Origin of the sequence: Lentibacillus salicampi, from assembly GCF_004565465.1 — a bacterium.
Taxonomy (GTDB): domain Bacteria; phylum Bacillota; class Bacilli; order Bacillales; family Amphibacillaceae; genus Lentibacillus; species Lentibacillus salicampi.
Window position 1 is genome coordinate 14,213 of record NZ_SRHY01000035.1, and the last position, 19,341, is coordinate 33,553.

Sequence of the window (19,341 nt, forward strand, 5' to 3'; positions counted from 1 at the left end):
GCACCAGCTCGACACAGGTGCTTCTTTTCGCTTATCATTCGAGCATACTTTCCGCTTTATACCCGAGGCTATTAATCGGATCCTTTGGTGAGGAATATGGCGGGGCGTAACCCAGCTCCAATTCCGGAAGGTCGCGGACGGTCATGTTTGCCTTCATAGCTGTTGCCAGTACCGCCAGTCGCTTATCAATACCTTCCCTGCCAACGGCTTGTGCGCCATATAGGCGTCCATTTTCGGCGTCAAAAAGAACTTTTATGCAGATTTTTCTAGCATTGGGGTAATACCCAGCATGCGATAGCGCCTCGTGTACAGCTTCTTTATAGTTGATCCCTAATTGATTTAAGACCGTTTTATTCAATCCCACTGCACCAGCACTTAAGTCAAATATTTTGAAAATAGCTGTCCCCTGAACACCCGCATATGGGGTGTTGCCGCCCTGGAGATGGTGAGCAATAATAAATGCCTGACGATGTGCTGGGCCAGCAAGCGCCACATGTCTTGGTGTCCTTGTCAAAAGGTCGTTTGTCTGGACTGCATCACCTAAAGCGTAGATAGACGGATCACTGGTTTGCATATAATCATTTACTTTAATAGCACCTGTTGCACCTATTTCCAGTCCACTGTCTTCTGCCAGTTTTGTATTCGGCTGAATTCCGACTGCCATCAAGGTCATGTCAGCTTGAATACGTTTTCCGCTTGTTAAATTGAGCGTCGCCCCGGCGTTTGAAAACGACTCCAGTCCGTCATTCATTATAAGCTGAACACCTTTTGCTTTCAGGTGATCTTCAATAATGCCAGCCATATCGTTATCAACCAGTTTCATAACGTGTTCCGAATGGTCAATGATCGTGCAGTCAATCCCACGTTCCAACAGGTTTTCCACCATTTCCATCCCGACAAAGCCGGCTCCGACAATCGCACAATTCTGAGGTTTTTCCGTTTCAATAAAACGCTCAATCGCGTCCATGTCCGGTATGCGGTGCAGGGTGAATGTCCGTTTAACATTCTCCCCCTCCAGTTCAGGACTTTTGGCAGAAGCGCCTGGAGACAGGATCAATTTATCATAGGATGCCTGGTGTTCACCTGCAGAATTTTGATAGGTGAGCTGTTTGTTTGTCCGGTTGATGGCTATGACTTCAGTATTGGTTTGTAGATTGATGTTGTATTTCTTGGCAAACTTTTCACTGCTGACAAGGAGATGATCCCGCTTGTCAACAACGCCACCGATATAATAAGGCATACCGCACGTTGAGAATGCGATCTGTTCACCTTTATCAAACAGCGTAATATCTGCTTCGCTGTCATTTCGGCGGATTTGGGCTGCAACATTGGCTCCGCCTGCGACACCTCCGACAATAATGATTTTTTCAGTCATATGTATGACCTCCCTTTTATTCGTAAATTTCCCGTTTTTGCGAGTGTATAACCTTAAATGCTAAAGTTCACAGTTGATACGCCAAAGTAAGCTAAAAGGAAGCCTGCAGGTGCAGACTTCCGGCAATTAAATGACCCCTAATGAATTTAAAAATACGATAACAATGGTGACCGGTACAAGCCAGCGCATGATTTGAAACCAGAGCTGGTATGTTCCGGATGACAGGCGATTGCCATATGAAAATTCCTGTTTCATCAGGGAACGATTCATCCTGATACCGATAAACAACGCCATCAGCAAGCACCCGCCCGGGAGCATGATGTTGCTGACGAGAAAGTCACTGGCATCAAACACGGTTTTCCCAAATAATTTAAAGTCCGCCAACTTGCTGGAGGACAATGCTGCAGGGATCCCGGCAATAAAAACGATCAGGCCGGAAATCCAGACGACTCTGGACCGCGAATAGTTCTTTCTGGCGGTGACAGCCGATGTGATAATCTCCAGCATGCTGAATGCCGATGTGAAAATAGCAAACAGGAATAATAGCAGGAATAAAGTCAGGAACACCTCACCGAACGGCATTTGCGCGAAAGCTGACGGCAACACCATGAATAGTAAGCCAGGTCCTGCTTCCGGTTCCAGTCCGAATGAAAAGACAACAGGAAAAATCGCCAGCCCGGCCAGAAGTGAGACGAAAATATTCATAAGGGAGACTGATGCCGCTGAAAAGGGTAGGCTCACATCTTTTCCGAGATAGGAACTGTATGTTACCATGACGGAAAAACCGACAGCCAAGGCGAAGAAAGATTGTCCGAGGGCATACAAAATGCCTTCTGCCGTAATTTTGGAAAAGTCCGGCTGCAGGAAAAATCTGAGGCCTTCAGCCGCCCCTTCAAAGGTCACGGACCGGATAACCAGAACGATAAAAAAGATAAACAATAATGGCATCATCACTTTGCTTGCTTTTTCAATCCCATCTTTAATGCCAAAGGAAACGATGGTGACGCTGATCATCAAAAACAATCCCAGGCCGGAAATGGCTATCAGCGGGTCACCGGTAATCATCGCAAATAATTGTTCGTAATTGGCGTTTTCGGTAATCACCGAGCCAAAAATTGACATGATGCTGTAAATAATGACCCATCCGCCGACCACAGCATAAAATGACAGCAGGATAAATGATCCAGCAACACCCCAGTAGCCAATAACCTGCCAGCCGCTTTCGGGCGCGAGCTTCTTAAAAGCGCTGACTGCTTCTCTCTGCGCGCCGCGGCCGATGATAAATTCAGTAATCAGCAATGGAAGCCCAATGATTAACGTAAACGCAATAAACAGCAGGAAAAAGGCACCGCCTCCGTTCATGCCGGTCATATAAGGGAATTTCCATATAGCGCCAAGGCCGATTGCCGCTCCCGCTGATGATAAAATAAAACCGATCCTGGATGACCATTGATCACGCATAATTGACTCCTCTCTAACTGATAAAAGTTTCGTCAATATTATATATCATTTGAGGTGTAAACGACAATCACGCATCACAGAGCTTAAATTTTGGTTCGAAGCTCCCATAACTCCGGAAAAAAGTAATGGTCGAGCACTTGTTTCAGGTAGCCGACACCTGATGAGCCGCCCGTACCTATTTTATGCCCAATGGTCCGTTCCACCGTTTTCATATGCCGGAAACGCCACTGCTGGAACCAATCTTCAATATCAACCAGTTTTTCCGCCAGTTCATACAGTTCCCAATAGGTTGATACATCGCGATACACATCCAGCCAGGCTTTCTCGACCGAAGCGTTTTTCTCATATGTTTTGGAAACATCCCGGTCGAGGACTGCCTGATCGATAGCAAATCCATTTCGGGCTAAGGCTCGAATCGCAACATCATAAAGCCCTGGTTTGTGGTAAGCTTCCTCCAAAATCGCATGAACGTCGGAGTTCTTTTTATAAATTTTTAAAATATGCGGGGCCTTGTAGCCAAGCACAAATTCAACCAACCGGTACTGATATGATTGAAAACCGGATGCATTGCCGAGCTTGTCACGGAACGCCATGAATTCAGCAGGCGTCAGGGTTGCCAGCACATCCCAGGCATGAATGATTTGCGACTGGATTTTCGATACCCGGGCAAGCATTTTGAAGGAAGCCCTCAGGTTATCCTGTTCAATTGCTTCAATCGCTCCTCTTGTTTCGTGGATGATCAGCTTCAACCAAAGTTCACTCACTTGGTGAATAATGATAAACAGCATTTCATCGTGATGGTTGGAAAGCCGCTTCTGGTTGTCCAAAAGATGATCGAGCTGCAGATAATCCCCGTATGTCATCTTTTCTTTAAAATCCGTGTGAATGTCTTGTTCATGTTCAAACAGATGATCGCTCATGTCAAACTCCCCTCCTACTTATCGATGGGCCTTAAAACGGCACGGACTGGGCTGCCGTCAGCACCATTAATGGCAAGCGGCAGCGCGACCAGTTCGTAGCGGCCAGGCGAAACATGGTCAAGCATCAGGTTTTCCAGAATGAAAATGTCTTTGTCATACAGGGCATGATGGGCCGCCAAATCCTTACTTTCAGGGGGATCGACGGACGGCATATCAACGCCAAGCAGCTGGACATCATGTTCGTGCAGAAATTGTGCAAGACTTGGGTCGAGCTCCGGCATTTGGTTGGGAAAACGCTTTGGGTTATTGGGCAGTGATGTCCGTAATAAAACGCGTGAAATCCCGTTCAGGTCAAACGGCTGCAACGTTTCAGCCGTGATGCGATCCGTCTGACTGACGTCAAGCACGACAGCTTTGCCGATATATAGGTCGATGTCCAGCTGGTCAACGGTCCTCCCGCCCGCATCATAGTGGAACGGTGCGTCAATATGAGTGCCGGTATGGACGCTGCCGGTGATCTGACCGACATTGACCGATCCTGTTTGTTCTTTCGTATAAGTCAGTGCGTAGTCAAATGGCGTATCACCGGGAAAATGTGCCATATCGTTTGTGAGCGGTTGTGAAATATCAATCCATTTCGTTTGTGTCATCAGGCGATGATGCCCCTTTCGTTTTCAAAGAATTTGTAGCGCTCTTCAATCATGATGGTTTTTAGAATTTGAATGGTGTCCCATACGTCTGTAAAAGTGTTATAAAGTGCGACAGGTGCCAGGCGGATGCCGTTTGGTCTGCGGTAGTCCGGTATCACCCCGTCGGCTTTCAATGCTTTGCAAATCCGGGCGGCATCCGGATGTTCGATATTCACATGACCGCCACGTGTCGCTGTGTCTCTTGGATTGGCGATGGTGAAACTGTAATCGGTGAGCTCCCTCTCAAGCAGCTCTATTAAATATTGGGTAAGCTCCAGTGATTTTTGCCGAATGTTGTCAATGCCTGCTTCATAAAACATTTCCAGTGAGCCAAGCAAAGGCGCTGCACTTAACAGGTGTGGTGTGCCGATCTGATAAGTTCCGGCGTCTGGAGCGGGTGTGAGCACATGCGCCATATCAAATTGTTTTTCCTTTGCCGAACTGAACCACCCGGCAAGTCCCGGTTCCTGACCAAAATGTTTTCGGTTCACATAGAGCCCGGCAACACTTCCCGGCCCGGCATTTAAATGTTTGTACGTGCACCAGAAGGCAAAGTCAACGCCCCATTCCGACAATTGATGTGGCATAGCCCCGATTGAATGGCAGAGGTCAAAGCCGATTGGTATCCCGCGTTTATGGGCTTCACGGGTCAATGTTTTCATATCAAGCACTTGCCCGCTTCTGTATAAGACGCTGGGCAGAACAATGAATACCACATCATCGGTCATCGCGTTGATGATGTTCTGGGTCTCCAGTGTGTTGCCATCTTCACTTTCAACTTGGAGAAGGTATTCCGCCGGATCGAATCCATTCAGTTTTAGCTGGCTTTTCAGCGCATAGATGTCAGAGGGAAAGTTCAGGGTATCGGCAAGTATCTTTGCTTTTTTTCCCGCAGGTTTATAAAAACTGGCGGTGAGCTGATGCAGATTGCTGGTTGTCGATCCGGTCACGATGACTTCATCAGGCTTGGCCCCGATTAAAGGCGCCGTCATCGCGCCTAGTTTTTCGGACAGGTAGTACCATGGTTGATCGTCGTTTGTCCATCCGTCGATCGCATCTGTTTTCCAGGATTCGACTATGTCATGTACTGCTTGTTCTGCTCGTTTTGATAACAGTCCGAGTGAGTTGCCATCAAAGTAAATGGTGTCATGTGGTATATAAAATTCATGCCGGAAATCCGCCAGCTTATCCTGCTGGTCTAAGTAAGCTGCATATGCTTTTTCAGTATTCATCATACTACTCCTTTCGATTGTGTTGCAGGATTTCTTTTATCATAACAATGAAACGGTGTGTTTGGAATGTTAACGTTTTTAATTTTTAGGAAAAGGATTTTGGAGGTGTGCATAGAATAAATAGTAAGGCGGTTAATTGAAAACGCTTTCAATAACATTGGAAGGGGGTGAGAGCAGTCACATAGTCAGATCATTGATAAGGGATGTGGGGAAGCACACTTGGAGGTAGGTTGCCAACTTTGACATGGGTGATAGGCAGAGAGTATGGACTCGTGTGCGTGCACATGAGTGAGGAGCGAAATATGGGCTGGGCAAAGCATGTATGAAAAAAATTGATCCGAACTGTAAAAGCATAAGCCTAAAGGGGGATGAACATGGAAAATACAATTTGGTCGTTGGTTCCACCGTTACTGGCGATTATCATGGTGTTGGTGACAAAACGAGTACTATTGTCCCTTGGTGTCGGCATTGTTGCAGCGGCATTTTTTGCGGCAAATTTTAACGTCCCGGAATCGTTAGGGTTAATATGGGAGTCATTTATTGGCACGTTTGTTGCTGAGGGGGCACTGAATACGTATAATGTATTCATTCTGTTATTCGTTTTGCTGCTCGGGGTCATTACTGCCTTTGTAAGCATTATCGGCGGGACAAAGGCGTTTGGGGAATGGATGGTACGCCGCGTGAAAACACGTGCAGGCGCACAGGTCATGACGATGGTATTTGGTGTGATCGTCTTTATTGATGACTATTTTAACAGTCTGGCAGTTGGTCAGGTTGCAAGACCGGTAACCGATAAACACCGGATATCGAGGGCGAAACTTTCTTACATTGTTGACTCAACTGCAGCCCCTGTATGTGTTGTTGCGCCGGTTTCCAGTTGGGGTGCCTATATTATCGGGGTGATCGGCAGTATTTTCGCGGCCGGAGAGATTACCGAACACACTGCATTCAGCGCATTTTTGCAAATGATTCCGATGAATTTATATGTATGGGCGGCCTTAGGGGTTGTGCTTGTCATTGCACTGAGACAGGTAGACTTTGGGCCGATGAAAATACATGAAGACCGGGCGCATAAAACAGGGGTCCTCCTGAATCCCGAAAGAACGGAAAAAGTCGATTCAGGTTCTGATTTACCAACAAGCGACCACGGCAAAGTAAGTGACCTGATGACACCAATCGCCGCGTTATTCGTGGGAACAATCGGTTCTATGTACTGGACGGGACTGGGTGCAGTGGAAGGTGAGCACTCGCTGATCGCTATTTTCGGTGAAGCTGCAGTGGCTGAATCTTTGCTGTATGGAGGTCTGATCGGGACTGCTGTAACATTGATTCTTTTTTTCCGTCATGTGTCAAAGGGGCACTTATCCGGAAGCAAACTGATAACAGGTGGTGTGGAAGGGGTCAAGTCCATGCTCCCGGCCGTTTTCATTTTAATCTTTGCCTGGGCCATTGCCTTTCTGATTGAGGCATTGCAGACAGGGGAATATCTGGCAGGGATCGTTGAATCGTCCAATCTTGCCCTGTCACTGTTACCGGTCATTATCTTTTTCATTGCCGGATTCATCGCATTTGCGACCGGTACGTCGTGGGGATCTTTCGGTATTTTGCTGCCGATTGCCGGACAGATAGCACTCGGTACGGACGTCGATATGTTGTTGCCGATTCTTGCGGCAGTATTGGCCGGCGCCGTATTTGGGGACCATTGCTCGCCGATTTCAGATTCCACGATTCTTTCGTCGACTGGTTCAAGCTGTCATCACATTGATCACGTGACAACCCAGCTGCCATATGCACTGACCGCAGCCGCTATTGCGGGACTGGGCTATGTCGTTCTTGGCGTGACAGGCAGCGTGTGGCTTGGACTTTTAATGGTAGCAATCGGGCTTGTGGTCTTGTTCAGTATTCTGAAAAAACCTGACGCTGCTGATATACGTGACGAGACGGTGGCCAAATAGACAGAGAAGTTTTTATTGTGAAAACGGTTGCAATATTTCGATCGGTGCTTTACACTTATATCAGTTAAATGAAATGGCGTTTCACAAAATGAAATAGGGGGATATAGGATGTCGTTTGTCTCTGATAAAGTGACCCATTTGCCGCCATATTTATTTTCCGAGATTCAGCAGAAGAAAAAGACGCTTCAGGCAGAGGGTGTGGATGTGATTGATTTGGGGATTGGTGCACCGGATATGCCGACACCTGATTTCATCATTGATCGGCTGGCTGAAGAATCCAGAATCCCTGCCAATCATCGCTATTCCCCGTATAGAGGATGTACAGAATTCAGGGAAGCGGTTGCGCACTTTTACAAAAAGCAGTATAACGTCGATTTGGATCCGGAAACAGAAGTCCTTGCTGTCATTGGATCCAAAGAGGGCATTGCCAACCTGATGCATGCCACCATTAATCCTGGCGACACAGTTCTTGTTCCTGCCCCAGGTTACCCTGTATATGGGACGGCCGTTGATCTGGCCGGCGGGAACAGTGCTGCATTACCGCTGGATGAGACAAATGGCTATGTGCCACTGTATAACCAGGTCGACCATAAATCTATCAATCAGGCAACAATAATGCTATTAAACTATCCGAGCAATCCGACGGCTGCGACCGTTAACGATGACACGTTTTTGGAAGCGGTTGCATTTGCCCGAAAAAATCAACTGTTGCTGGTACATGATGCTGCGTACGACATGATCACGTTTCATGGGTATGAATCGCCAAGTGTCATGCAGGTTCCGGGTGCCAAATCACATGCGGTCGAATTCGGATCACTGTCGAAAAGTTTTAATATGACCGGCTGGCGGATTGGTTATGTCGTTGGCAACAAGGAGGTTATTAACGCACTGGCAACGTTTAAAAGCAATATCGATACGAGCCAGTTCCTTCCCATTCAAAAAGCTGCCGCTACTGCATTGAAAAGTGATTTTTCGGCAGTGAAGAGGCATAACGCCATTTACCAGCAACGAATGGAAAAATTGTATGACACTTTCCGGGAGATGGGGATTGAGGCGACCAAACCAAATGGAACAATCTTTCTTTGGGCAAAAGTCCCGGACGGCTTTACGTCGACGTCGTTTGCCAACAAATTGCTGGATGAGGCGGGGGTTATTGTTACCCCCGGCAATGCTTTTGGCTCGCGGGGGGAGGGATATTTCAGAGTGGCGCTGACCGTCACGACGGGGCGCCTGGATGAAGTGATCCGCCGCATGCGGCAGTTGAGGGGGGTGACCAATTAGATGAAAACGCCAACGAAAGCCCGGACAACTAAAACACTGACAGCAGCACAGGCCATTGTTGAGTGTATAAAGATTGAAAACATCAGCCATGCGTTCTGTGTTCCCGGCGAGAGCTATTTGCCGTTACTGGATGCGCTGCATGATGAGGATTCGATCAGTATGATGGCAACAAGGCATGAAAGCGGTGCGGCGTTTATGGCAGAAGGATATGCCAAGTCATCTTTGAAGCCAGGCGTTGTGATGGCCACACGTGGCGTCGGGGCGTCCAATCTTTCCATTGGGGTCCATACCGCTTATCAGGACTCCACCCCGATGGTTGTCTTTTTAGGTCAGGTACACAGCAAATTCCGCGGCAGGGAAGGCTTTCAGGAAGTTGATCTTGACCAGTATTTCGGTCATATCGCCAAATGGGCCGTCGAAGTGAAAGATCCGGAACGCATGGCAGAAATAGTGCAGCGAGCTTTCCGCATTGCGCAGACTGGAAGGCCCGGTCCGGTTGTCGTTTCGCTGCCTGAGGACGTCCTGCCAGTGGAGACGGAGATGACATTTGGCCCGCCTGTTGTGAAGCCAAAGCCGGCACCATCCCCTGAAGAAGTTGCTCAGGTTGAAGAACTGCTTGCTTCAGCTGAAAGACCACTGATCGTGGCTGGCGGGGGCGTGAAAAGTTCTCAGGCAGAAGAAGCGCTTGTGACATTTGCGGAACACTATCATCTGCCTGTTATTGCAGCTTTTCGCCGGCAGGACGTGTTTCCCAACGATCACCCATTGTATGTCGGACACCTTGGACTGGGAACCAACCCGAACATTTTAAAGACCGTGAAAGAAGCCGACACGATTCTGGCTATCGGCACGCGTTTGTCTGAAGTTACCACACAGGACTACCGGATTCTGACACCGGAGAAAAAACTGATTCACATCGATATTAGTTATGACATGGTTGGAAAAGTTTTCAGCCCGGATGCCGGAATTGTTGCAGATGCAGGCCAGGCATTGCAGGCGCTGAGAGGAATGGCTGTCCAGGGCAGGTGGAAAAACTGGGCAAATAAGTGCCGGCAAGCATTCGAGGGCGTCAGCCGGCTTAATGTTTCGCATAAAGATGTGATCAATAAGCATATAGTGGCAATGATGGCGGATATGCTGCCTGACCATGCACTGGTGACCAATGATGCCGGAAACTTTGCCGGGTGGCTGCATGCTTATTATCCATTCAAGGCCAAGCACACCTATGTGGGACCAACTTCCGGCGCTATGGGCTATGGTTTTCCTGCCGCACTTGGGGCAAAACGGGCTTTACCGGAAAAGCCGGTCGTCGCATTGGCTGGTGATGGAGGGTTCATGATGACCGCGCAAGAGCTTGAAACAGCTGTCCGGTATCACATTCCGGTCATTTGCCTTGTATTTAACAATCACATGTATGGAACCATCCGGATGCACCAGGAAATACACTATCCGGAGAAAGTCATCGGTACTGACTTGGGTGGTGTTTCCTTTAAAAAGTTTGCCGAAAGTGTTGGCGCAGATGGTTATTTGGTGACCACACCGGATGAGTTTGCTGAAAGCTTTGCGTCGGCATTGCAAAAAAATGCACCGGCCGTCATCGAAATCATGACCGAAAAGGAACAGATTTCAGTTTCTTCCACGATTGCACAACTCCGTGATCGTGCTGAAAAATAGGTGACCCATTATCAATCTGAGGAGGTATATGGTATGGCTCAAAGCTTGATTGAAACAGAAAAACTGACTAATTTTATTAACGGTGAATGGGTGGAAGCTGCTGACACCACTGAAGTGATCAACCCGGCGAATGGTGAAACAATCGTCCAGGTTCCCCTGTCGGATGAGAGGGATGTCAATCGTGCAGTGGATGCTGCAAAACAAGCACAAAAGGAGTGGGCGCTGGTCCCTGCACCACAAAGGGCCGAAGTGTTATTCAAAGCCGGTCAGCTGTTAAAGGAACGGAAAGAGCGTCTGGCCCGGTTGCTGACAATGGAGAATGGTAAAGTGCTGGAAGAAGCACGCGGAGAAGTACAAGAAGGCATTGACATGGCGTTTTACATGGCTGGTGAAGGACGCCGGCTGTTCGGTCATACAACACCTGCCGAACTGCCCAATAAATTTTCGATGAGCCAGCGCGCTCCGGTTGGTGTTGTCGGGATCATCACACCGTGGAACTTCCCGATTGCGATTGCCACCTGGAAGTCATTCCCGGCCATCGTTGCGGGTAATGCGGTCATCTGGAAGCCGGCGACTGAAACGCCAATCCTGGCCTATGAACTGGCGAAAATTCTTGAGGAAGCCGGTTTGCCAAACGGTGTACTGAACGTGGTGTTTGGGAAAGGCTCAGCAGTTGGGGATGTGATGGTGCATCATGGAGACATCAGGGTTATTTCATTTACCGGATCCAACGAAACCGGCCGCAATATTGCCAGTGAATGCGGCAGGCAACTGAAGAAAGTGTCGCTTGAAATGGGCGGTAAAAATGCCATTACGGTCATGGATGATGCCGATCTTGACCTGGCTGTGGAAGGCATTATCTGGAGCGCTTATGGAACAAGCGGCCAGCGTTGTACGGCAGCCAGCAGGGTGATTGTTCATGAAGACGTAAAACAACAGCTGGAGGAGCGGCTGCTTGTTGAAATCGAAAAACTGACGATCGGCGACGGCTTGGATGAGGCAAACAAAGTAGGACCGATTATCAACAAAGCAGGTCTGGAAAAAATTCAAAACTACATTCAGATCGGCCGGGAAGAAGGCGCTAATTTGCTTGCGGGGGGTTACGTGCTTGACGACGAGCAATACGCGAATGGGCATTATTTTGCACCGACCTTATTTACGGACTGTACACCGGACATGCGCATCTCCCAGGAAGAAATCTTCGGCCCGGTTATCTCACTGGTCCCGGTAAAAAGTTTTGAGGAAGCCATTCAAGTCAACAACGGCGTATCGTTCGGCCTGTCAAGCTCAATTTTTACAACAGATGCTAACCGCGTGTTCAAAGCACAGCGTGATCTGGACACAGGTATTGTTTACGTGAACGCCGGAACAACAGGTGCCGAAATTCACTTGCCATTCGGCGGCACAAAAGGAACCGGCAATGGTCATCGCGACTCCGGTGTGCAGGCACTGGACGTGTTCACGGAGTGGAAAGCCGTCTACATCGATTACAGCGGCAAGCTCCAGCGTGCACAGATTGATACCGAGTAAGATGCTGAGCTGAGTTAAACGTATAAGACCGGCTGCCTTCATGTATGTCAAAAACTTACCATAATAGATGGGGCAGCCTTCTCTAAGAGGGGAAATAAACAGAAGAATATAGACAGGGAGTGAACGCAGATGAAAATAGGTGTATTAGGATCCGGACTGATGGGAAAAGAAGCAGCACGCGACTTAGCTGCAAGCGACGGAGTTACAGCAGTCGGCCTGGCTGATATTGACATGGCCATCGCGCAAAACGTTGTTGATCAGCTGAATTCGCCAAAACTGACAGCTCACCAGGTCAATGCCAAGGATAAGCAGGAACTGGCCAATTACATGCGGCAGTTCGATGTCATCATCAATGCGTTATTTTACTCATTTAATGAAATCGTTGCGAAAACGGCGATTGAAGTCGGCGTCAATTCCGTCGATCTGGGCGGGCATATTGGGCACGTCACCGATAAAGTGCTCGAGCTGAAAGAGGATGCTCAGGCTGCCGGCGTAACCCTGATTCCGGACCTGGGGGTGGCGCCGGGCATGATTAATATCTTATCAGGGCACGGCGCCGGGAAACTGGATGAACTGGAAGAAATTCAATTATATGTCGGAGGAATTCCGGTAAGTCCTGATCCGCCATTTGAATACAACCACGTTTTCTCCATGGAGGGCGTTTTTGATCATTATACTGATCCGGCTCTAATTATCCGTGATGGTATCAAACAAGAAATTGCGTCTTTAAGTGAAGTCGAGCGTGTCCATTTTGAAAAATTCGGCCCGCTTGAAGCTTTCCATACATCAGGTGGGACATCGACATTGTCCATTTCATATCCGCAACTGAAGACCCTGGAATATAAAACGATCCGCTACCCCGGTCATGCGGAAAAATTCAAGCTGCTGGTCGATTTAAATTTAACCCGGATGGACTATTCGGTAGATGTGAATGGTCAAGAAGTCAACCCCCGCGAAGTATTGCTGAAGGTCCTTGATCCGATTGTCGAACTGGGTGATAAGGATGACGTCGTGTTGCTCAGGGTGAAAGTCAGCGGCAAAAAGGGCGGACAGTCGGAGACGCATGTATTTGAAATGACGACCTATAAAGACAGAGAGCATCGGGTAACAGCGATGGCGCGTGCAACGGCCAACACGATTTCTGTTGTTGCTCAGATGATCGGAAGCGGCGTCATCACCAAACGTGGTGTTTATCCGCCTGAACAGATTGTGCCAGGTGATCCGTATATTGAAGAAATGGCCAAACGTGGCGTCAGTATTTATGAATCTGCAAGTGCAGAAAAAGCACATGTGACCAACTAATTAATATTTGAGGCTGCTTTCGTGTACGCGGCAGCCTTTTTTCTTTTCAAAAAGACCAAACGGGGGATTTTCGCCATGAATCAGAGTGTCATCAAAGCATTAAAATTACTAAACTACTTTTCAGCAGATACACCAGAACTGACATTGAAGGATATTGCTACCCGTGCCGGGATCCCGAAACCAACCGCTTATCGGCTGCTATCAGCGCTGGAATCCGGTCATTTTTTATATAAAATAAAAGAGAACGAGCATGATAGCAAATATCGGTTGGGGCTCAAACTGCTGGAACTCGGTCAAATCGTTTCCGACCAGCTGGAAATCCGAAAAATTGCTCTGCCTGACATGCAGAAGCTGGCTGCTGATATTGACGAAGTAATCCATCTGGTGATCGCCAATCAGGATGAGGCGACGTACATTGAAAAGGTGGACAGTTCCAGGGCGCTGAGGCTGAATACCAGAGTTGGCAAAAGCTCTCCTCTTTACCTGGGATCCGGTCCGAAACTGCTTCTGGCAAATATGCCGCATGAACAGCAGGATACTATTTTAGAAGACGCTGCATTGCATCATCCTGTCAATCGCGGTAGGATTGATCAAAAGGCATTACTTCAGGAATTGCAGACAATCCATGAAGAAGGTTACGCATACAGTATTGGCGAACAGGATGCGGATACGACCGGAATCTCCTATCCCATCTATGATTATAGCAATCAGGTGGTCGCAGCACTGGCGGTCAGCGGCCTGTCCAGTCATTTTGAAGGGGACAATTTGCAGGAACTGAAGATGAATACAAAGCAAACGGCTGAGACGATTTCCAGAAAACTCGGTTACCGCGGGCCGGATTTTAAGTTTGAGAGGATGATATGATGAACACAGTATTTATCGCCGGTCACGCCAGATTGCCATCCGGAATGGCAGCGAAAAGCATTTATGAAACACTCACGATAACAGCAGAAATTGATAAAAAATATGGTGTGATTGTCGCGGCCAATTGCACACTGGCTACCGAACATGGCAGGGATTTTGTCCATCATCTCTTAAAAGGGCACAGTCTGCAGGATGGGATTGACAAACCTTCCGAAACGATGAAAGAACACTATTTGGGAAAAGCAGGCAACGCGCTTGTGTCAGCATTGCATGATTTGTATCGGCAGTATGAGCATTATCGGGAGGGTCATGATTAGGAGAGCACCGCTGATATTGAATCGCGGAGTTTTTATATCTTGCCGAAAATATCAGCTTAATATCCAAAACCAAAAGCCACATTCCAAAGCAGGGAATGCGGCTATAATTACTTCGCTTAACCAGTTGCCATCGTCAGTTATCTATCCCCATCGTTACATACTTCATTTCCAAAAATTCATCCATGCCGTGATGTCCGCCTTCTTTGCCAACGCCAGACTGCTTGATACCGCCGAATGGTGCTTCGGCGACAGCAGGGAAAACGTCATTCACACCGACAATGCCATATTCGAGTTTTTCCGATACGCGTACAGCACGGCTCGTTGTCTCGGTAAAGATGTAGGCTGCGAGACCATAGTCGGTGTCGTTTGCTTTGTCGATGACGGCATCCTCATCACTGAAAGCCTGCACCGGCATGAGCGGGCCGAATGTTTCCTCGTTCATGACAAGCATATTATCAGTGACGTTTGCTAGAACAGTAGGCTGATAGAAATAACCATCCAGTCCACCGTTCCATTTGTCGCCGCCAGAGACAACTTTTGCTCCTTTTGATACGGCATCATCCAGGTGTTTTTGCACTTTTAGCGATGCTTGTTCATTGATCAGCGGGCCGAGATCGATTCCTTCTTCGGTGCCGTCTCCAACTTTAAGTTCCGCCACTTTCTTAGTTAATCTATCATTGAACATGTCTTTAACGGATTCATGAACGTAAATCCGGTTAGCACAAATACATGTCTGGCCGTTATTCCGGAACTTGCTTGCCAAAGCCAGTGAGACAGCTTTATCAATAGCTGCATCGTCAAAAACAACAATTGGTGCGTGGCCGCCAAGCTCAAGTGATAACTTTTTCACATGATTGGCGCTTTCCCGCATCAGATATTTGCCGACTGCAGTGGAACCGGTAAACGTCATCAGGCGGACATCTTTGCTTTCAAGCATGGTATTGCCAATCGCCTCCGCATCGCCAGTCACGAGATTCACAACACCATCCGGCATGCCGGCTTTTTCCAGGATTTTGACGATTTCAATGGCCGAGAGCGGTGTTTCCGGTGCCGGCTTCAAAACAACGGTACAGCCTGCAGCAAGGGCAGGTGCAATTTTCCGGGTGATCATGGATGACGGAAAATTCCATGGCGTGATCGCGCCGACGACACCGACCGGCTGCGGAATAACTAAGAGCCGCTTGGATTTATTGGAAGACGGGATCCATTCACCGTATGTCCGGCTTGCTTCTTCGGCATACCAGAGTAAGAAGTTCGCGGCACCTTTTACTTCGCCTACAGCTTCTTTCAACGGTTTTCCTTGTTCCGTCGTCAGGATTTCTCCAAGACGATCGGCGTCCTCGAGCATCAACTCATGTGCTTTATATAAAATCCGTGACCGCTCCCGGCCGGTCATGTCACGCCACGTTTTGAACGCCTGGGACGCCGCTTGAATCGCTGCCTGGGCCTCAGCCTTCCCGCCATAGGCAACTTCTGTGATCGCCTCTAAGGTTGCTGGGTTATAAACGGTTTCTGTTTCCTGTCCGTCGGTATGGTGCCATTGGCAATCGATAAAAATACTGTTCGTTTTACTTTTGAGTTTCATATAGAAGCCTCCTTTGAAAACTTAAACTTTTGCTCGGTTGCCTCCCCATGCCGGGAGCATTTTGTTTAATGGCTTATCCTCGCGATATCCCAGAGCATAGCCGGCTTGCATGATGGTATGCACTTCACGCGTTCCTTCGTAAATAACCGGTGCTTTTGAATTCCGCAAATAGCGCTCAACCGGGTATTCATCCGAGTAGCCGTACGCGCCGTGAACCTGGACGGCATCATCAGCGGATTTATTGGCAAAATCACATGCCTGCCATTTGGCCATGGATGTTTCTTCTGTGTTGCGCTTTCCGGCGTTTTTCATTTCACCGGCGCGGTAGACCAGCAGGCTGCTCATTTCCAGACCAGCTTTCATATTGGCAATCATTTGCTGGACAAGCTGATGTTGGCCGATTGGTTTTCCGAAAGTTTCACGCTCCCTGGCATAATCGACACTCGCTTCAAGGCAGGCTCGGATCTGTCCGACAGCACCTGCAGCAACCGTGAACCGTCCGTTATCAAGCGCGGCCATGGCGATTTTGAACCCTTCTCCTTCTTCACCAAGCAGGTTTTCTTGCGGAACTTTTACATGATCAAAAAAGATTTCGCCAGTATTGCCTGATCGTATGCCAAGTTTTCCTTTTGTTGCTTTCGAGTCAAATCCTTCCCAATCGCGTTCAACGATGAAGGCGGAAATCCCTTTGTGGCGTTTTTCTTTATTGGTATAGGCAAATACGAGGAAGTGATCTGCCGTGTCACACAGGGAAATCCATGCTTTGGATCCGTTCAGGATGTAGTAGTCGCCATCTTTGACCGCCGTAGCCTGGAGGGAGGCGACGTCAGAACCAGCGCCGGGCTCTGTCAGGCCATACGCTCCGACTTTTTCACCCTTGGCTTGGGGCACGAGGTATTTCTGTTTCTGTTCTTCAGTGCCCCATTGCAGAAGGGTCATGCTGTTCAGGCCGGTATGCACGGAAACCGCTGTACGGAATGCTGTGTCACCGCGCTCCAGCTCTTCGCACACAATGGCAAGTGCGTTGTAATCCATGCCACTGCCACCGTATTCTTCTGGAATGCAAACACCCATTAGCCCGAGGTCAGCAAGCCGCGTCATGATGTTTGGATCGAATTTTCCTTCCCGGTCCCATTCGGCAATGTACGGCATGATTTCCTTATCCACAAAACTTCTGACTGTACTGCGCAGCATATTCTGTTCTTCTGAAAAATTAAAATTCATCTGCTCATCTCCTAATGTTTGATTGTGTCCGTCCTAATTGCTGCAGGATCGCATCGGTGTGTTCACCGGCATCCGGTGGGTGGTGTCTGATATTTACCGGTGTCCGCGACAATTTCAACGGGCTGCCAACCATCCGGATATCGCCTGCAGTCGGATGGTCAGCATCAAGGAACATATCCCGCGCGTTTAGCTGCGGATCATCCGCTACCTCATCAATTGTTTGAATCGGCCCACATGGGATATTGTTTTCCTGGCATTTTTCCTGCCAGTAAGCAGTTGATTCAGTCGGGAAAATTTCCTGAAGCAGCGGAATTAGGATTTTCCGGTTTGCCACCCGATCCGGATTGGTCCGAAAACGCTCATCTGAAGCATAATCCGGTTTTCCTAAAATGTTGCATAATCGTTTGAACTGATGATCGTTTCCGACCGCAATGACCATCTCGCCATCCTTCGTTGAAAATGTCTGATACGGTACGATATTCGCGTGTTGGTTCCCCAAGGCAGAAGGTTTTTTGCCGGCCATCAAATAGTTGCTGCCAACATTGACCAGTGCACTGACAGCTGAATCGTACAGGGAAAGATCGAGCTTTTGCCCTTTGCCTGATTGCGTCCGTTCGAACAAAGCTCCCTGAATGCCGATACACGCATACAGACCGGTTAAAATATCCGTGATCGCGACACCAACTTTTTGCGGGCCGGAATCGCTGTCCCCGGTAATGCTCATCAAGCCGCTCATCGCCTGGATGATAAAGTCATAGCCCGGCATGTCTTTATACGGTCCTGTTTCGCCAAAACCTGTGATTGAACAATAGACAATGCCCGGATTGATGCCGGCGAGTGTTTCATAATCCAGGCCGAGCCGCTGCATGGTGCCGGTCTTAAAATTATTGATGACGACATCACTTTCTCGTACCAGTTCCCTGATAGCTTGATTACCTTCCGTTGACTTCAGATCAAGCGTAATGCTTTTTTTGTTCCGGTTGGCACACAGGTAATAGGCGCTGACACCATTTTGAAATGGTGGTCCCCATTTGCGTGTCTCATCACTGCCGCCCGGGGCTTCCACTTTGATGATGTCTGCACCAAGATCACCCAGAATCATCGTACAATACGGTCCGGCCAGCACACGCGACAAATCAAGAATTTTAATATTCTCCAGTGCTCCACCCACTTCATCACTCCTTTCCGTGATAATAAAATAAGCCAGTTCAAAAAGATCACAGTTTTCTGCGAGTCAAATTGAACTGGCTCTTATCTGTCGAATCAGAACTGGCATTGAACTGTAAACAGACTGGGCAGTTGTTGAGTTGTTGTCATAGTTCATCATGCGCAATAACTTGGTAGCGCTTTAGCATGATTGATTCTATTATATAGTAGTCTGAAAAATATGTAAACCGTTATTTCAAATTAAATTACCGTATACATTGAATCATCTCTTAATCTTTAATACTACGAGATTAATGGCAAAAATAGCGGAACAACAGGAGAAAACATCGGTGGCGGAGCGGCGGCCATCAACGGTGGAGCAGCGGACATCAACGGTGGAAGGAGGAACATCAACGGTGAAACGGCGAACATCAACGGTGGAGGGTTGAATATCAAAGGTGGAGCGTGGAATATCAAAGGTGGAGCGTGGAATATCAAAGGTGGAGCGTGGAATATCAAAGGTGAAGCGTGGAATATCAACGGTGAAACGGCGGCCATCAAAGGTGGAGCGGCGGACATCAACGGTGGAGCACCAAACATCAACGGTAAAACACCAAACATCAACGTTAAAACGCCAAACCTCATTGGGAAAAAAACGTCTAGCATGAGTTTACGAAATAAAGAAAGCAATAAGCTATAATTCCTGTTATATCAAGAGTTATGGCATTCCAAAGTGTATTACCCCTCAAGTTGGTACTTTTCCAACTCCAGGGTTTCCATCATTTT

Annotated in this window: 16 protein-coding genes; 8 read left to right on the top strand and 8 right to left on the bottom strand. The window is 48.1% G+C overall.

Features of this window, described 5'->3' with window-relative positions; all coding sequences use genetic code 11:
- Positions 1-34 precede the first annotated feature (34 nt).
- The 5 genes from E4U82_RS15150 to kynU form a co-directional block, all read right to left on the bottom strand.
- Positions 35-1,375 carry a CoA-disulfide reductase gene (locus E4U82_RS15150; protein WP_135110999.1) on the bottom strand — a complete coding sequence of 447 codons (1,341 nt, stop codon included), beginning with the start codon at positions 1,373-1,375 and terminating at the stop codon, positions 35-37.
- A gap of 126 nt (positions 1,376-1,501) precedes the next feature.
- Positions 1,502-2,836: a sodium-dependent transporter gene (locus E4U82_RS15155; RefSeq protein WP_135111000.1), complete on the bottom strand. Its 1,335-nt coding sequence runs from the start codon at positions 2,834-2,836 to the stop codon at positions 1,502-1,504.
- Positions 2,837-2,919: 83 nt separating this feature from the next.
- The gene (kynA, locus tag E4U82_RS15160; RefSeq protein WP_135111001.1) at positions 2,920-3,756 is read right to left on the bottom strand and encodes a tryptophan 2,3-dioxygenase; all 837 of its coding nucleotides are present in this window, start codon (positions 3,754-3,756) and stop codon (positions 2,920-2,922) included.
- A gap of 14 nt (positions 3,757-3,770) precedes the next feature.
- Positions 3,771-4,406 carry an arylformamidase gene (gene kynB / locus E4U82_RS15165; RefSeq protein WP_135111002.1) on the bottom strand — a complete coding sequence of 212 codons (636 nt, stop codon included), beginning with the start codon at positions 4,404-4,406 and terminating at the stop codon, positions 3,771-3,773.
- The gene (gene kynU / locus E4U82_RS15170) at positions 4,406-5,677 is read right to left on the bottom strand and encodes a kynureninase (RefSeq protein WP_135111003.1); all 1,272 of its coding nucleotides are present in this window, start codon (positions 5,675-5,677) and stop codon (positions 4,406-4,408) included. The genes kynB and kynU overlap by 1 nt, the downstream gene beginning before the upstream one ends.
- A 374-nt stretch (positions 5,678-6,051) precedes the next feature.
- Between kynU and E4U82_RS15175 the strand changes: the two genes are divergently transcribed.
- The 7 genes from E4U82_RS15175 (at position 6,052) to E4U82_RS15205 (ending at position 14,600) form a co-directional block, all read left to right on the top strand.
- Positions 6,052-7,632: a Na+/H+ antiporter NhaC family protein gene (locus E4U82_RS15175; RefSeq protein WP_135111004.1), complete on the top strand. Its 1,581-nt coding sequence runs from the start codon at positions 6,052-6,054 to the stop codon at positions 7,630-7,632.
- Positions 7,633-7,740: 108 nt separating this feature from the next.
- The gene (locus tag E4U82_RS15180) at positions 7,741-8,913 is read left to right on the top strand and encodes an LL-diaminopimelate aminotransferase (protein WP_135111005.1); all 1,173 of its coding nucleotides are present in this window, start codon (positions 7,741-7,743) and stop codon (positions 8,911-8,913) included.
- Positions 8,914-10,587: a thiamine pyrophosphate-dependent enzyme gene (locus E4U82_RS15185; RefSeq protein ID WP_135111006.1), complete on the top strand. Its 1,674-nt coding sequence runs from the start codon at positions 8,914-8,916 to the stop codon at positions 10,585-10,587. It abuts the gene before it with no gap.
- A gap of 33 nt (positions 10,588-10,620) precedes the next feature.
- Positions 10,621-12,117, top strand: coding sequence for an aldehyde dehydrogenase family protein (locus tag E4U82_RS15190; protein WP_135111007.1), 1,497 nt, complete (start codon positions 10,621-10,623; stop codon positions 12,115-12,117).
- A 129-nt stretch (positions 12,118-12,246) separates the two neighbouring features.
- Positions 12,247-13,419: a saccharopine dehydrogenase family protein gene (locus tag E4U82_RS15195; protein ID WP_135111008.1), complete on the top strand. Its 1,173-nt coding sequence runs from the start codon at positions 12,247-12,249 to the stop codon at positions 13,417-13,419.
- A gap of 75 nt (positions 13,420-13,494) precedes the next feature.
- The gene (locus E4U82_RS15200) at positions 13,495-14,283 is read left to right on the top strand and encodes an IclR family transcriptional regulator (RefSeq protein ID WP_135111009.1); all 789 of its coding nucleotides are present in this window, start codon (positions 13,495-13,497) and stop codon (positions 14,281-14,283) included.
- The gene (locus tag E4U82_RS15205; protein ID WP_135111010.1) at positions 14,283-14,600 is read left to right on the top strand and encodes a DUF3870 domain-containing protein; all 318 of its coding nucleotides are present in this window, start codon (positions 14,283-14,285) and stop codon (positions 14,598-14,600) included. Before E4U82_RS15200 ends, E4U82_RS15205 begins: the two co-directional genes overlap by 1 nt.
- Positions 14,601-14,733: 133 nt before the next feature.
- Here the strand turns inward: E4U82_RS15205 and E4U82_RS15210 are convergent, their stop codons facing one another.
- Genes E4U82_RS15210 through E4U82_RS15220 form a run of 3 tightly spaced genes read right to left on the bottom strand, consistent with a single transcriptional unit; the run spans position 14,734 to position 18,580 of the window.
- Positions 14,734-16,185 (bottom strand): NAD-dependent succinate-semialdehyde dehydrogenase, encoded by a 1,452-nt coding sequence (locus E4U82_RS15210; RefSeq protein ID WP_135111011.1) that lies wholly within the window; start codon positions 16,183-16,185, stop codon positions 14,734-14,736.
- 21 nt (positions 16,186-16,206) lie between these two features.
- Entirely contained in the window at positions 16,207-17,409 is a 1,203-nt protein-coding gene (locus E4U82_RS15215; protein WP_135111012.1) for an acyl-CoA dehydrogenase family protein, read from the bottom strand.
- 4 nt (positions 17,410-17,413) lie between these two features.
- Positions 17,414-18,580: a CaiB/BaiF CoA transferase family protein gene (locus tag E4U82_RS15220; RefSeq protein WP_135111013.1), complete on the bottom strand. Its 1,167-nt coding sequence runs from the start codon at positions 18,578-18,580 to the stop codon at positions 17,414-17,416.
- A 420-nt stretch (positions 18,581-19,000) separates the two neighbouring features.
- On the opposite strand from E4U82_RS15220, the gene E4U82_RS15225 reads away from it, so the two are divergent.
- Positions 19,001-19,255: a hypothetical protein gene (locus E4U82_RS15225; RefSeq protein ID WP_135111014.1), complete on the top strand. Its 255-nt coding sequence runs from the start codon at positions 19,001-19,003 to the stop codon at positions 19,253-19,255.
- Positions 19,256-19,341 lie beyond the last annotated feature (86 nt).